Below are 14,312 nucleotides of genomic sequence, written 5' to 3'. Positions count from 1 at the left end.
CTTGTGGCGCTCAATAGCATCGAAGAACTGGTTGAAGACATCCGCCAAGGCAAGATGGTCATCCTCATGGATGACGAAGACCGCGAGAACGAAGGTGACCTGATCATGGCCGCCGAATGCTGCAAGGCCGAGCACATCAACTTCATGGCCAAGCACGCCCGTGGCCTGATCTGCATGCCAATGAGCCGCGAGCGCTGCGAGCTGTTGAAGCTGCCATTGATGGCGCCGCGCAACGGTTCCGGTTTCGGCACCAAGTTCACCGTATCGATCGAAGCCGCCGAAGGCGTCACCACCGGTATCTCCGCCGCCGACCGTGCGCGTACCGTGCAAGCGGCTGCGGCCAAAGATGCCAAGGCTGAAGACATCGTCAGCCCGGGCCACATCTTCCCGCTGATGGCCCAGGCCGGCGGTACGCTGGCGCGTGCCGGCCACACCGAAGCCGCCTGCGACCTGGCGCGCATGGCCGGTTTCGAGCCGAGCGGGGTGATCTGCGAAGTGATGAACGACGACGGCACCATGTCCCGTCGCGCCGAACTGGAAGCTTTCGCGGCTGAACACAACATCAAGATCGGCACCATCGCCGACCTGATTCACTACCGGATGATCCACGAACGTACCGTTCAGCGGATTGCCGAGCAGCCACTGGACAGCGAACTGGGCCAATTCAACCTGGTGACCTATCGTGATTCGGTGGAAGGCGACGTGCACATGGCCCTCACTTTGGGCACCGTCTGCGCCGAAGAGCCGACCCTGGTGCGCGTGCACAACATGGACCCGCTGCGCGACCTGCTGATGGTCAAGCAACCGGGCCGTTGGAGCCTGCGCGCCGCGATGGCTGCGGTGGCCGAGGCCGGCAGCGGTGTGGTGCTGTTGCTCGGCCACCCGCTTGATGGCGACGTGTTGCTGGCGCACATCCGTGAAACTGCTGATCAGGCGGCGGTGAAAAAACCGACCACCTACAGCATCGTCGGTGCCGGTTCGCAGATCCTGCGTGACCTCGGTGTGCGCAAAATGCGCCTGATGTCGGCGCCAATGAAATTTAATGCGATATCCGGTTTCGATCTGGAAGTTGTAGAATACGTGCCCTCCGAATAATGACCCGGTTTTTCCGGCATTGTTGACATGGATTCTTGTGGTGAGGGGATTCATCCCCGACGGGCTGCGCAGCGGCCCCTGTTTTGGGACTGCTACGCAGTCCATCGGGGATAAATCCCCTCGCCACAGCTAATATCACTGAGGGATGCGTACGAGACGCGTCCCGGCTCTTTAAGAGATCTGACGAATGACCCTGAAGACCATCGAAGGTACCTTCATCGCCCCTAAAGGCCGCTACGCTCTGGTAGTGGGCCGTTTCAACAGCTTCGTGGTTGAAAGCCTGGTCAGCGGTGCAGTTGATGCCCTGGTTCGCCACGGCGTGAGCGAAAGCGACATCACCATCATCCGCGCACCTGGCGCCTTCGAAATCCCGCTGGTTGCGCAGAAAGTCGCCCAGAAAGGCGAGTTCGCAGCCATCATCGCCCTCGGTGCGGTCATTCGTGGCGGCACTCCGCACTTCGAATACGTGGCAGGCGAGTGCACCAAGGGTCTGGCCCAGGTGTCCATGGAATTCGGCGTACCGGTCGCGTTCGGCGTCCTGACCGTTGACTCCATCGAGCAAGCCATCGAACGTTCCGGCACCAAGGCCGGCAACAAAGGTGCTGAAGCTGCCCTGTCCGCTCTGGAAATGGTCAGCCTGCTGGCGCAGTTGGAGGCCAAGTGATTAGCGACGATAGCGATCGTTTCAACCCGCGCGATCCGAAACCTGCGGATGCCGGCAAGCCATCGAAGAGCGCCAAGCGCCGCGAAGCCCGTCAGCTCGCGACTCAGGCCCTGTATCAGTGGCACATGGCCCGGCAATCGCTGAACGAGATCGAAGCGCAGTTTCGCGTTGATAACGATTTCACCGATGTCGATGGCGCCTACTTCCGCGAGATCCTGCACGGGGTTCCGCAGTTCAAGAGCGAAATCGACACCGCGCTCAAGCCATGCCTGGACATCGAAATCGAAGAGCTGGACCCGGTTGAACTGGCGGTTCTGCGCCTGTCCACCTGGGAACTGCTCAAGCGTGTCGATGTGCCGTACCGCGTGGTGATCAACGAAGGTATCGAGCTGGCGAAAGTCTTCGGTTCGACCGATGGCCACAAGTTCGTCAACGGCGTACTCGACAAGCTGGCTCCGCGCCTGCGTGAAGCTGAAGTGAAGGCATTCAAGCGCTGATACGCGCTTGAGACCTCATGGGCGAGTTTGAGCTGATCCGCAATTTCTTCGCCGCCGCGCCTTGTGCGCAGGGCGGCGAGGGCGTTGCCTTGGGGATCGGCGACGACTGCGCCTTGCTGACGGTTCCCCCCGGGGAACAGCTGGCGATTTCCACCGATACGCTGGTGGCCGGCGTGCATTTCGCCGATCCCTGCGATCCGTTTCTGCTCGGTCAGCGCTCGCTGGCCGTTGCGGTCAGCGACCTGGCCGCCATGGGCGCTACGCCCGTTGCCTTTACCCTTGCCCTGACTGTGCCGACGGTGACTGCCGATTGGCTGCGAGCCTACGCCCGCGGTTTGAACCGCATGGCGCAGAGCTGCGGCATCGCGCTGGTCGGCGGTGACACCACGCGCGGGCCGTTGAGCCTGACGGTGACCGTATTCGGTCGCGTTCCGGCCGGGCAGGCCTTGACCCGTAGCGGCGCACAACCGGGCGATCTGCTCTGCGTCGGCGGCGAGCTGGGCAATGCCGCCGGGGCGTTGCCGCTGGTGCTTGGTCAGCGTGAGGCCGAAGCAGATATCGCCCAGCCGTTGCTCGATCATTACTGGTCGCCGCAACCGCAACTGGCGCTCGGTCAGGCCTTGCGTGGCAAGGCCACATCGGCCCTCGACATCTCTGACGGCCTGCTCGCCGATTGCGGGCATATCGCTCTGGCCTCGGGGGTTCGACTCGAAGTTGAACGCGAGCGCGTACCGTTGTCCGATGCTTTAGTGGCGTTTCTCGGCCAGCGCGGTGCCGAACGAGCAGCGTTGAGCGGCGGCGACGACTATGTGCTGGCCTTCACGCTACCGTCCGTCGAGTTGCCGGCACTGCTGGCCGATGGTTGGCCGATCCATGTGATTGGGCGTGTGGCGCAGGGCCAGGGTGTGGTGCTGCTGGATCGCGAAGGACACGACATCACCCCGCAAATCCGCGGTTATCAACATTTTCAGGAGACACCGTGACAGATCACCCGAAACAGGTTCCGGCCGAATTCGTTCCGCCGTCGGTCTGGCGCAATCCCTGGCATTTCCTCGCGTTCGGCTTTGGCTCCGGCACCTTGCCGAAAGCGCCGGGCACGTGGGGTTCGTTAGTTGCGCTACCCTTTATCCCGTTGTGGCAGATGCTGCCCGACTGGGGTTACTGGCTGATGCTCGGGATCACCATGCTGTTCGGCTTCTGGCTGTGCGGCAAGGTCGCCGACGATCTGCGGGTGCACGACCACGAAGGCATCGTCTGGGATGAAATGGTCGGGATGTGGATCACCCTGTGGCTGGTGCCGGAAGGCTGGTACTGGTTGCTCGCGGGGTTCCTGGTGTTCCGCTTCTTCGACATTCTCAAGCCATGGCCGATTCGCTGGATCGACCGGCATGTCCACGGCGGCGTCGGCATCATGCTCGACGACGTGCTGGCCGGCGTGTTTGCCTGGCTGGCGATGCAGGGGCTGGTGTGGATTTTCGCCTGATCCGGATCGTCAGGGTTAAGTGAGGAAACGAGGGATGGCTCGACGCTGGCTGGCGCTTGTGTTTTCGACCTTGCTGGGCACTGTTGCCAGTGCGCAGGAAGCTGCGCCGACGCCTGCGGTCATCCATCTGGCCAGCGAAGACTGGGAAGATTACACCGCCGCCGACGGCCATGGCCTGGGCTGGGACGTGCTGCGCAAGGTGTTCGAACCGGCCGGGGTGAAGCTCGATATCCGCACTGAACCCTATACGCGCTCCGTCGGTCTGGCCGAGCGCGGCGAAGTCGATGCCTGCGTCGGTTCGTATAAAAACGAGGCCAGCGACCTGCTATACCCGCGCTGGAACTTCGACACCGATCACATCTACGCCCTGGGCCTGGCGAGCAATCCGTCACCGACCCCGGAGACCCTCGGCAACTATCGCCTGGCGTGGGTACGCGGTTACGACTATCAGGATTATTTGCCCAATGTGCGCAACTACAATGAGGTCGTGCGGCGCACCGGCATCCTGTCGATGCTCACCCACAACCGCGCGGACTATTACATCGATGCGCAGACCGAAATCGATTATGTGATCGGCCGGGCCAAGGATCCGACGCAGTTTCGCAAGACGCATATCGCCGAATTGCCGCTGTACCTGTGCTTCGCCGACACGCCGCAAGCGCGCACACTGATGGCGCTGTTCGACAGGCGCATGGAGCAATTGGTCAAGAGCGGGGAACTGAAGCCGGTTTTCGAGCAGTGGAAGCAGCCGTATCCATTTGAGTCGAACTGAGTGCAGATCTTGTGTGCAGCACTGCCCCCCCCCCCTGTGGGAGCGAGCCTGCTCGCGAAAGCGCTGGGTCAGGCAACATAGAGATTGAATCTACCGACGCCTTCGCGAGCAGGCTCGCTCCCACAGGGATCTGCAATGGCCGGGTGTTATCAAACTTTTTGATCGTTATGCCCGATAATTCAGCCTAAGCGTCTGCAGGAACCTGCTGTTACAATGCCGGCCTGCGAATCTTCAGACTTTTAGATCAGGAGCACACCGGTGCCTGTCGTTTTTGTCGCCGCTTCCAAGCTGCCAACGCCTTTTGCACAATTCACCATGCACGGTTTTCTCGATGAAGCCACCGGCCGCGAGCACGTTGTGCTGAGCCTGGGTGATTTCGCCGACGGTGCCCCGGTGCTCGGCCGGTTGCACTCCGAGTGCCTGACCGGTGACGCGCTGTTCAGTCAGCGCTGCGACTGCGGCTCGCAACTCGAAGCGGCGCTCAAGGCCATCGCCCGTGAAGGCCGTGGCGTGCTGCTGTACCTGCGTCAGGAAGGTCGCGGCATCGGTCTGCTGAACAAGATCCGCGCCTACGAGTTGCAGGACGGCGGCGCCGACACCGTTGAAGCCAACGAGCGTCTGGGCTTTGCCGCCGATCAGCGTGACTACGCGATGTGCCTGCCGATGCTCGAGCATCTGGGTGTGAAGTCGCTGCGCCTGATGACCAACAACCCGCGCAAGGTCAAAGCCCTGACCGACATGGGCATCGTCGTCGCCGAGCGCGTGCCGCTGCACACCGGCCATAATCCGCACAACAAACTGTACCTGGCGACCAAGGCCAGCAAGCTCGACCACATGATGGGCAACGAGCATCAGGGCGAGGTCGACCGCGCGTGACCCGCGGTCAGGTGCGCCGCCGCCTGGCGGTCGACTGGTGGAAATACCTGGCGTTGGCGCTGCTGCCGCTGTTTGTCCTCAATGGCCTGTTCGGCCAGGGCGAAGGCATTCTGCCGGTGCTGACCATGCCATTGTTCATCGCCGGCGTTGCGTCGATGTTTGTCAGCCTGAAGTTCTTCGGGCGCTACAAACACGCGTTGATCGCCACGCAGAAAGCCCTCGATACCCCTGATGAACCGGCGGCCTGGATTGCTTTGGCCACTCAGCGCCGTATTGCATTGCTCGCGGCATCGTTGCCGGCATGGATCGGTGCGCTGGCGGTGTTCGTCGGCCTCGAAGCCGTACCGCTGATGCTGCTGGCGTTGTCCACGGCGGTGCTGTTCTACCTCTATCGCATCCCGCGTCAACTCGGCTGATGCGTCGTCTGTGGCTGGCGGTTCTGCTGCTGGCCTGCGCCGGCCCGGTGCTGGCGAGTCTGCGGGTGGTCAGCCTCGCGCCTTCTTTGTCAGAAATCGTTATCGAGCTGGGGTCGGCTGATTTGCTGGTTGGCGTACTCGATGCTGGCGAGCGTCCGGAGGAACTCAAGGATATCCCGTCAGTGGGCCACTACGGTCAGCTGGACATGGAACGCCTGCTCAGCCTGAAGCCTGATTTGTTGTTGCTGTGGCCCGGCAGCGTCGGCCCCGCGCAACGCGATCAACTCAAACGCCTGAATATCCCGACTTACGTCGCCGAGCCGCACAGTCTCGAACAACTTTCTGCACAGATCGAAGCTATTGCCGCGCAACTAGGCCGGCCTGAGCGCGGAGTGAAACTGGCGGCAGGCCTGCGCAAGAAACTCGATGACCTGCGCCAGCGTTACCGCCGGGACACGCCGCTGAACGTGTTTTATCAAGTCTGGGACAAGCCGCTGTACACCGTCGGTGGCGAGCAGATCATCAGCGATGCGCTTGAGGTGTGTGGCGCTCGCAACGTGTTTGCCGACCTGAGTTTGCCGGCGCCACAGGTGAGTATCGAGGCGGTGTTACAGCGCGATCCGCAGGTGATTCTGGCTGGCGATCAGGCGCAGCTTGATGCGTGGAAAGCCTGGCCGCAAGTGGCGGCGGTGAGGAGAGGACAATTGCTATTGGTCACGGATAAAGGCCTGGAGCGCCCAAGCGGCCAGATGATCGAAGCGACCGCCAAACTCTGCCAACTCATTCAGCCCCACCGCTGACCTCTGTAGGAGCTGCCGAAGGCTGCGATCTTTTGATCTTCGGCGACTCCTAGTCAGCCACAAGCAAGATCAAAAGATCGCAGCCTTCGGCAGCTCCTACAGGGAGTTCAGTTAAGTCCTGGAGTCCAGGTGACCCCAAACATCCAGACTCGACCCTCCTCGCGATAGCCATACTGGCTGCCGTCATAGCTGTAGTTCGCCCGGCTGTAGCCTTTGTCGAAAACGTTATCGACCTTCAGATCCAGCTTGATCTCGCGGTTCAGCGCCCAACTGCTGCGCAAGCCGAACAAGGCGTAGCCACCCAGCGGGTTTTCATTTTTCAGGTCGTCATAACTGCTGCTGACAGCCTGCAAACTCGCTCCGACGCCGATCTGGTCAAACTGCCGATCCAAATCCCAGCTCAATGTACGCCGCGCACGGCGCGCCAATGTGTGCCCGGTATCACGATCGCGCGGGTCGATAATCGCCACACCGAGATTGCTCTGCCAGCCGAACAGTTCCTGTTTCAGCGCGGCTTCGAAACCATTGATCCGCGCCGCGGCCACGTTCTCCGGGCGTGAGTTGCTGCCGAAGATAATCGCGTCTTGCAGATCCGTGCGGTAGATCGACGCTTCCAGACGGCTGCTATCGCTCAACTGACTGCGCCATTGCAGTTCGTAGCTTTTCGAGGTTTCCGGTTTCAGGTCCGGGTTGCTGAAGTCCGGGTAGTACAGGTCGTTGAAGGTCGGCGCGCGGAAGCCTTCGCTGTAGCTCAGCAGCAGGTCGTTGTCCGGGTTCAGCGGCAGGGTAAAGGTGCCGCTCCAGGTGTTCTGGCTGCCGAACTGCTGATTGTCGTCGTGACGCAGACCCAGCTCCGTGGAGAAGCTGTCGGCCTGATAGCGATGCTGGATGAATGCGGCGCGGTTCCAACGGCTGTCTTCGTTGAATGCGGTGCTGCTGTTGACCCGGTCCTCGTACCAGTCGCCGCCGAGGATCAGGCTGTTGCGCGCATCCAGCGTCAGGTCGTTCTGCCAGTTCACCGAGTCGCGATAGGTATTGAACACCGTGCGCTCGTCACTGAGCTTGTCGAGGGTTTTCTCGCGGTTCTCGCTGTGGCCGAACTCGACGCGGGTTTTCCAGATGTCGTTGACCCGCGCGTCGACGTAGCTGCTGACACTGCTGACGTTGAAGTCGCTGTAGGGCTGTTGCTGCACCGACTCGAAGGTGCTCGTGTCAAAGCGGCCAAACGGATTGTCGAACTCGCTCTTGCCACGGTTATCCAGCAGGTTGGCGCCGACTTCGATGTCATCGGTCAGCGCATGGCTGAGGCTCAGGCTGACGGATTGATTGCGATAGGCATCATGATCGCTGTCGCTCGGGTAGGACTCGTGGGTACGGTCGATACCGGCGGTGTCATCGAGGCTGGCGCCCAGGTTGAAGCGGGTCTTGTCATCGCCACCGGACAGGCCGAGGCTGCGTTCCCAGGTCTGGTTGCTGCCGAAGCCGACGTGCAGACGTGGTTGCAGGCCCTGCTCGTTGCCGCGCCGGGTGAAGATCTGAATCACCCCGCCAATCGCATCGCTGCCGTAAATCACCGAGCGCGAACCGCGCAACACTTCCACGCGCTCGATCTGGTCGATGTTCAGGTGCTGCAGATTGCTGTCGCCAGAGGTCGAGCTGCCGATGCGCTGGCCATCGACCAGCACCAGACTCTGCGCTGACTGGGTGCCGCGAATATAGATCCCCGGCAGACTGCCGCGTCCGCCGGCCTGCGCCACTTGCACACCCGGCACCCGTTGCAGCAGGTCGGTAACGCTGCCCGGTTGCAGGCGGTCGATGTCTTCGCGGGTGAACACGGTGTTGGCGGCGCTGCTGTCGTTGCGCGCTTCGACCTGGCGGTTGGCGCTGATCAGCGTGTCCGGCAGTTTCAGGGCCTGATCGCGTTCGAAGGTGTCGGCGAGGGTGTTGGCGGTGGGAAGCAGGAAGAGGGGCAGGGCGAGGCGCGCGAGTTTCATCGGTGTTCCGTTGGTGTTTCTGGTTTGCACAAAATTTCTAGCGACACAAAACACTGTGGGAGCGGGCTTGCCCGCGATGGCGTCGGTACATCCAACATCAATGTTGACTGTGCCGACCTCATCGCGGGCAAGCCCGCTCCCACAGGGATGGTGATTACTTGTTGAGCAGAGACAGGCGCTCACGCACCGCCGCTTCGATCCCCGCTTCATCCAGCCCGCACTCGGCCAGCATCTGCGCCGGTTTCGCGTGCTCGACGTAAATGTCCGGCAAGCCCAGGTGCAGCATCGACCTGAGGATGTTCTCCCGCGCCAGGAATTCGCTGACCGCACCACCGGCGCCGCCCATGATCGCGTTCTCTTCAATGGTCACCAGCAACTCGTGGCTGCCGGCAATCTCGCGTACCAGCGCTTCATCCAGCGGCTTGACGAAGCGCATGTCGACCACGGTCGCATCCAGCTTCTCGGCGATTTTCAGCGCTTCGGTCAGTTGCACGCCGAACACCAGCAGGGCGACTTTGCTGCCCTGGCGGCGGACGATGCCCTTGCCGATTTCGATCAGTTCGAGATCCTTGTCGATGGTCGCATTCGGGCCGGTGCCGCGCGGATAACGCACTGCCGCCGGGCCGTTGTACAGGTGGCCGGTGGTGAGCATCTTGCGCAGTTCGTTTTCATCGCTCGGGGTCATGATGACCATGCCCGGAATGCAGCGCAGGTAAGACAGGTCGAAGCTGCCGGCGTGGGTCGGGCCGTCTTCGCCCACCAGACCGGCGCGGTCGATGGCGAACAGCACGTCGAGGTTCTGCACCGCGACGTCGTGCACCAACTGGTCGTAGCCGCGTTGCAGGAACGTCGAGTAGATCGCCACCACCGGTTTGGCGCCTTCGCAGGCCATGCCGGCGGCGAACGTCACCGCGTGCTGTTCGGCAATCGCCACGTCGAAGTAGCGCAGCGGGAAACGTTCGCTGAACGCCACCAGGTCCGAGCCTTCCTTCATCGCCGGGGTGATCCCGACCAGACGCGGGTCAGCCGCGGCCATGTCGCACAGCCATTCGCCGAACACCGCCGAATACTTCGGCCCGCCGGCCTTTTTCGGCGCAGCGGCCGGGGCGTCGAGCGGTTCGAGCTTGGTGATCGCGTGGTAACCGATCGGGTCGACTTCCGCCGGAGCGAAGCCTTTGCCTTTCTTGGTGACGATGTGCAGGAACTGCGGGCCTTTCAGATCGCGCATGTTGCGCAGGGTGGCGATCAGGGTTGGCAGGTCGTGGCCGTCGATCGGGCCGATGTAGTTCCAGCCCAGCTCTTCGAACAGAGTGCCGGGAACCAGCATGCCTTTGGCGTATTCTTCGGTGCGACGGGCGATTTCCCAGGCGCCGGGCAGGCGCGACAGGACTTTCTTGCTGCCTTCACGCATGCTCGCGTAAGTACGGCTGGAAAGAATCTTTGCCAGATAATTGGACAGGCCACCGACGTTGCGCGAGATCGACATGTCGTTGTCGTTGAGGATCACCAGCATGTTGGCGTTGACTTCCGGCGCGTGGTTCAGCGCCTCGAAAGCCATGCCGGCGGTCAGCGCGCCGTCACCGATCACCGCAATCGCCTTGCGATCGCTGTTTTGCAGGCGGGCGGCAATCGCCATGCCCAGCGCTGCGCTGATCGAGGTGCTGGAGTGGCCGACGCCAAAGGTGTCGTACTCGCTCTCGGCGCGACGCGGGAAGGCGGCGATGCCGTCCTTCTGGCGCAAGGTTTCCATGCGCTGGCGACGACCGGTGAGGATCTTGTGCGGATACGCCTGATGACCGACGTCCCATACCAGCCGGTCATCCGGGGTGTCGAAGACGTAATGCAACGCGATGGTCAGCTCGATGACGCCCAGGCCGGCACCGAAATGCCCACCGGTCTGGCCGACCGTGTAGAGCAATTCCAGGCGCAACTCATCGGCCAGGGTTTCCAGCTCGGCTTCGCCTAACCGGCGCAGGCCGTCCGGCGTGTTCGCGCGATCGAGCAGGGGCGTGGTCGGGCGCTTGCGGGGAATCTCATGAAACGTCGTGGGCATCAGGCGAATCGTTATAGGTATAAAAGATGCGGCAGTTTACCTGATGCATCGCCCCCTGCCCACGCGTTGGTCTTTTTTGGCAAGTTGGCGTTCAGTTGCGCCGCTCGACGATATACCGGGCCAGGTCGCGCAAAGGCTCGGCGGCCGCGTCAAACGGTCGCAGCGCGTGCAGGGCTTGATCGCGCAGCTCAAGGGCATAGGCCTTGGCCACGTCCAGTCCCAGCAGGGCCGGGTAGGTCGGTTTGTCGCGAGCGATGTCGGCGCCCTGGCGTTTGCCGAGGGTTTCGGTATCGCTTTCGACGTCGAGAATGTCGTCCTGCACCTGAAAGGCCAGACCGATGGCCTGTGCATAAGTCTGCAGAGCCTTGAGTTCGTCCGGCTCGGCACGGCCGCTGGCCAGAGCGCCGAGCTTGACGCTGACTTCGATCAGCGCGCCGGTCTTGTGCCGGTGCATCTGCTCCAGCGCTTGCTGATCGAGCTTCAGGCCGACCGAACCGAGGTCGATGGCCTGACCGCCGACCATACCTGCCGGGCCGGCCGCGTGCGCCAGCGCCGTGACCTGTTGCAGGCGGATGTCGGCATCCAGATTGCTCAGGCGCGGATCGAGCAGGGCGCTGAAGGCCAGGCTCTGCAAGCCGTCGCCGGCGAGGATCGCGCAGGCTTCGTCGAATTTCTTGTGGGTGGTGGGCTGGCCGCGACGCAGATCGTCGTCGTCCATCGCCGGCAAATCGTCGTGAACCAGCGAATAAGCGTGGATCAGCTCAACTGCGCAGGCCGCGCCGTTGGCTTGTTCAGCCTTGCCGCCCAGCGCTTCGCACGCGGCGTAGGCCAGCAGCGGGCGCACGCGTTTACCGCCGATCATCACGCTGTAGTGCATTGCCTCATACAGGCGCGACAGCTCCGGCAGCGGTGCCTTGAAGAGGATTTCCAGTGCTGCATTGACCCGCGCCTGGCTGGTCGCCGAATACGCCGCAATCATTCTGGCTGTTCCGCGTCGAAGGGTTCCTCGGCGAGTTCGCCATCGCGCTCCAGCAGCACTTGCACCTTCTGCTCGGCCTGGGCCAGCGCTGCCTGGCAGTCACGGGTCAGACCGATGCCCTGCTCGAAAGCGGTCAGCGAGTCTTCCAGCGACAATTCACCGTTCTCCAGACGCTCGACCAGTGTTTGCAGGTCGGCGAGGGACTGTTCGAAATCCAGTGCAGCTTTTTTGCGGGCCATGGCGGCGATTTCCGGTTGACGTTAAACCGGCGCGACACTAGCAGATAGGGGGTTTATGGGCAAATGAGTGGGCCGACGGACAAGGGTGTCAGTCGGTCGAGTCACCCGGATATTGAATCTGATACCGAGTGCTCCGCCCCCCGCCCGGAAGACGTTGCAGGCAGCCTTTTTCCAGCAGTTCCGCCAGATGTCGGGTGGCCGTGGCTTTGGAGACCTTGGCCACACTCTGGTATTGCGCTGCACTGATACCGTGCTCGAAACCGCGCTCACCACCGTCGAGCAAACGATTGAGCACTTTGATCTGCTCCGCCGACAGCCCGGATTCGCGGTGCGCCTGCCAGAAGCGTGATTTTCCCAACACACTTTCAATCCGCGCGATGGCCTGTTGCAGACTGCGCAGTAAGGTTTGCAGGAACCATGTGAGCCAGTCGGTAATGTCCAGCGTGGCTTTCTGACTGGATTCGAGAATCCGGTAATAGCCCGCACGATCATCGAGGATGCTGGCGGACATCGCATAAAAACGAATCGCCTGCGCTTCGCTCTGAGCCAGTGCCAGATCGGTAAGGGTGCGAGTCAGGCGTCCATTGCCGTCGTCGAACGGATGCAAGGTGACGAACCAGAAATGTGCGATGCCAGCTCGCAAGAATGGATCGAGGCCTGCCTGTTGCCGACTGGCGTCGAACCACTTGAGAAAACTGTCGAGTTGCCGCTCAAGGCCTTGTCGCGGTGGCGCCTCGAAGTGCACGGTCGGACGGTCGATTCGCCCTGAAACCACCTGCATCGGCTCATCGCCGCGTAATGCGCCGACATTGATTGCACGCGAAAGGAAACCACTCTCCTGTTCTGGAAACAGCCATGAATGCCATTCCAGCAATCGTTGCAGTGTCAGCGGTTCGGCAAAGCGTTGAGTGGCATCGAGCATCAGTTGCGCGAGCCCTTCGCTGCGCTTGCTGACGTTGTCGCCATCAGGCGATTCCAGCCCCAGGCGTCGTGCCAGTGAAGAACGCACGGATTCAACATTCAATTGTTCCCCCTCGATGGCCGAGGAGGTCACGATGTTTTGCAGCAACGCGTCCAGTTCAGTCTGAGCGCTCAATGAATTGCCCACTGATCCCGCCATGCCCATCAATTGTCCCTGCGCCTGAACGCATTCGCGCAACAGCGCAGTGAGACGCTCTGCCTGCCAGTTGAAGTCGGGCCAGTCGGGCTGCTGCCAGATCCAGTGAGTTGCCATGAAATGCCATTCCTGAGTGCGTGAGCCGAATAGAAACGCTATTCGGCTCATTTCGTGAGCCGAATATGACGCCTATTCGGCTCATCGTCCACCAAGCGGACGTGATTCTTACCGCAAATCCAGATGTATCCGATTGTTAAAAAACTGCCGAATCGCTAATCTTCGCGCCTTCTACGACCCGCTAGTCACGGGGTCTTTCAGACGAAACGCAGTTTTCACCGCTGTGAAGTACCGAGGATCGGGTGCAAGGTTTCGTTCAGGCATGGCAGGAGGCATTACATGCGTTCATTTCTTTGGCTGCTGATCGGTTGGGCTTGCGCGCCTGCGCTGCTGGCGGCGCCGACTGCCGAGCTGTCAGAACCGTCCGGTGGCTGGCGTTATCACGGCCTGCTTGATCGCAGTGAAAACCCGCAAGTCGCCTATCCCACGCCGCCGATCGATCGCGGCATTCAGCGCAATCGCACGATGATCCAGGGCCAGCTCAAGGCCATCGGCAATCAGCGCGGGCCGCACACGCTGGCGGTCAACGGCAATCCATTGAATCTGTACACCGACGATGACGGGCGATTCGCCCGGCCCTATGCGTTCGGCGCCGGTTCCAACAGTGTCGAAGTGCGCAGCGCCGAGGGCCAGTCGCTCAAGCGCGTGCAGTTTTATGAAGCGAACAACCTGCGTACCCCGGCGAAGATTCGCGTGGTGCTCGGCTGGGACGATCCCAAGGCCGAACTCGACCTGCACATCATTACCCCGGACGGCCAGCATGCGTTCTTCGCTCACACGGCGCTGACCAATGGTGGCGGTCTGGACCCGGATGGCGTCGATGGCCCCGGTCCGGAAATGTTCACCATGACCGCGCCGCTGCATGGCACCTATCTGGTTTACGTCAACTATTGGGGCAACTTCGGCGACGGCGGCTATAACTTCGAGGAGGCCAGCAATCAGAACGAGGTCATCACCTCGCAAATCACGCTGGTGCTCAACGAAAACACGGTCGACGAAAAACGCGAAACATTCATCGTGCCCCTGCGGGCGATCGGTGACCTGCTGCTGGTCAAGACTTTCAACTATTAAGCATCCCGCTCCACGGATGAACTTCGGGTTTTGTGAACATGAGTGATAACGCTGCTTCTCCGGCCGTCCCGACTCCTGCCGGCCAACCTTCCCGGCGCTGGCCGGCGCTGCTGATCGGCCTGGCCCTGGTGGCTGGAGC

At 61.7% G+C, this 14,312-nt stretch carries 15 protein-coding genes; 10 read left to right on the top strand and 5 right to left on the bottom strand.

The window, feature by feature from the left end; translation table 11 throughout:
* Positions 1–3: 3 nt before the first annotated feature.
* The 9 genes from ribBA to ACYZUM_RS22990 all read left to right on the top strand — a co-directional run bounded on the left by ribBA (position 4) and on the right by ACYZUM_RS22990 (position 6,603).
* Entirely contained in the window at positions 4–1,095 is a 1,092-nt protein-coding gene (gene ribBA, locus ACYZUM_RS23030; protein ID WP_007966103.1) for a bifunctional 3,4-dihydroxy-2-butanone-4-phosphate synthase/GTP cyclohydrolase II, read from the top strand.
* Between the two features lie 187 nt (positions 1,096–1,282).
* Positions 1,283–1,759: a 6,7-dimethyl-8-ribityllumazine synthase gene (gene ribH / locus ACYZUM_RS23025; RefSeq protein ID WP_003228649.1), complete on the top strand. Its 477-nt coding sequence runs from the start codon at positions 1,283–1,285 to the stop codon at positions 1,757–1,759.
* The gene (gene nusB / locus ACYZUM_RS23020; RefSeq protein ID WP_041074513.1) at positions 1,756–2,256 is read left to right on the top strand and encodes a transcription antitermination factor NusB; all 501 of its coding nucleotides are present in this window, start codon (positions 1,756–1,758) and stop codon (positions 2,254–2,256) included. Before ribH ends, nusB begins: the two co-directional genes overlap by 4 nt.
* Positions 2,257–2,273: 17 nt before the next feature.
* A complete protein-coding gene (gene thiL / locus ACYZUM_RS23015; protein WP_108183936.1) occupies positions 2,274–3,239 on the top strand; it encodes a thiamine-phosphate kinase in 966 nt (321 codons plus the stop codon).
* Entirely contained in the window at positions 3,236–3,739 is a 504-nt protein-coding gene (locus tag ACYZUM_RS23010) for a phosphatidylglycerophosphatase A family protein (protein WP_007910933.1), read from the top strand. The genes thiL and ACYZUM_RS23010 overlap by 4 nt, the downstream gene beginning before the upstream one ends.
* Before the next feature lie 34 nt (positions 3,740–3,773).
* Entirely contained in the window at positions 3,774–4,511 is a 738-nt protein-coding gene (locus ACYZUM_RS23005) for a substrate-binding periplasmic protein (protein WP_108183935.1), read from the top strand.
* Positions 4,512–4,769: 258 nt separating this feature from the next.
* Positions 4,770–5,387 (top strand): GTP cyclohydrolase II, encoded by a 618-nt coding sequence (gene ribA / locus ACYZUM_RS23000; RefSeq protein ID WP_027612931.1) that lies wholly within the window; start codon positions 4,770–4,772, stop codon positions 5,385–5,387.
* On the top strand, positions 5,384–5,803 hold the full coding sequence (locus ACYZUM_RS22995; protein ID WP_108183933.1) for an MFS transporter: 420 nt from the start codon (positions 5,384–5,386) through the stop codon (positions 5,801–5,803). Before ribA ends, ACYZUM_RS22995 begins: the two co-directional genes overlap by 4 nt.
* Positions 5,803–6,603, top strand: coding sequence for a cobalamin-binding protein (locus tag ACYZUM_RS22990; RefSeq protein WP_108183932.1), 801 nt, complete (start codon positions 5,803–5,805; stop codon positions 6,601–6,603). Before ACYZUM_RS22995 ends, ACYZUM_RS22990 begins: the two co-directional genes overlap by 1 nt.
* Positions 6,604–6,710: 107 nt before the next feature.
* Here ACYZUM_RS22990 and ACYZUM_RS22985 read toward each other — a convergent pair whose 3' ends face one another.
* The 5 genes from ACYZUM_RS22985 to ACYZUM_RS22965 all read right to left on the bottom strand — a co-directional run bounded on the left by ACYZUM_RS22985 (position 6,711) and on the right by ACYZUM_RS22965 (position 13,102).
* A complete protein-coding gene (locus tag ACYZUM_RS22985; RefSeq protein ID WP_142580168.1) occupies positions 6,711–8,597 on the bottom strand; it encodes a TonB-dependent receptor in 1,887 nt (628 codons plus the stop codon).
* A gap of 154 nt (positions 8,598–8,751) precedes the next feature.
* Positions 8,752–10,650, bottom strand: a complete 1,899-nt coding sequence (gene dxs, locus ACYZUM_RS22980) for a 1-deoxy-D-xylulose-5-phosphate synthase (RefSeq protein ID WP_108183930.1) — start codon at positions 10,648–10,650, stop codon at positions 8,752–8,754.
* A 91-nt stretch (positions 10,651–10,741) separates the two neighbouring features.
* Positions 10,742–11,629, bottom strand: coding sequence for a (2E,6E)-farnesyl diphosphate synthase (gene ispA, locus ACYZUM_RS22975; RefSeq protein ID WP_108183929.1), 888 nt, complete (start codon positions 11,627–11,629; stop codon positions 10,742–10,744).
* Positions 11,626–11,868 carry an exodeoxyribonuclease VII small subunit gene (locus ACYZUM_RS22970; protein WP_003228627.1) on the bottom strand — a complete coding sequence of 81 codons (243 nt, stop codon included), beginning with the start codon at positions 11,866–11,868 and terminating at the stop codon, positions 11,626–11,628. The genes ispA and ACYZUM_RS22970 overlap by 4 nt, the downstream gene beginning before the upstream one ends.
* A gap of 88 nt (positions 11,869–11,956) precedes the next feature.
* A complete protein-coding gene (locus tag ACYZUM_RS22965) occupies positions 11,957–13,102 on the bottom strand; it encodes a Fic family protein (protein ID WP_027612924.1) in 1,146 nt (381 codons plus the stop codon).
* A 279-nt stretch (positions 13,103–13,381) separates the two neighbouring features.
* On the opposite strand from ACYZUM_RS22965, the gene ACYZUM_RS22960 reads away from it, so the two are divergent.
* A complete protein-coding gene (locus ACYZUM_RS22960) occupies positions 13,382–14,173 on the top strand; it encodes a YfaP family protein (protein WP_086793070.1) in 792 nt (263 codons plus the stop codon).
* Positions 14,174–14,312 lie beyond the last annotated feature (139 nt).

It is taken from the genome of Pseudomonas sp. m6p (genome assembly GCF_055760375.1).
This window is presented reverse-complemented; position numbering and strand designations above follow the sequence as displayed.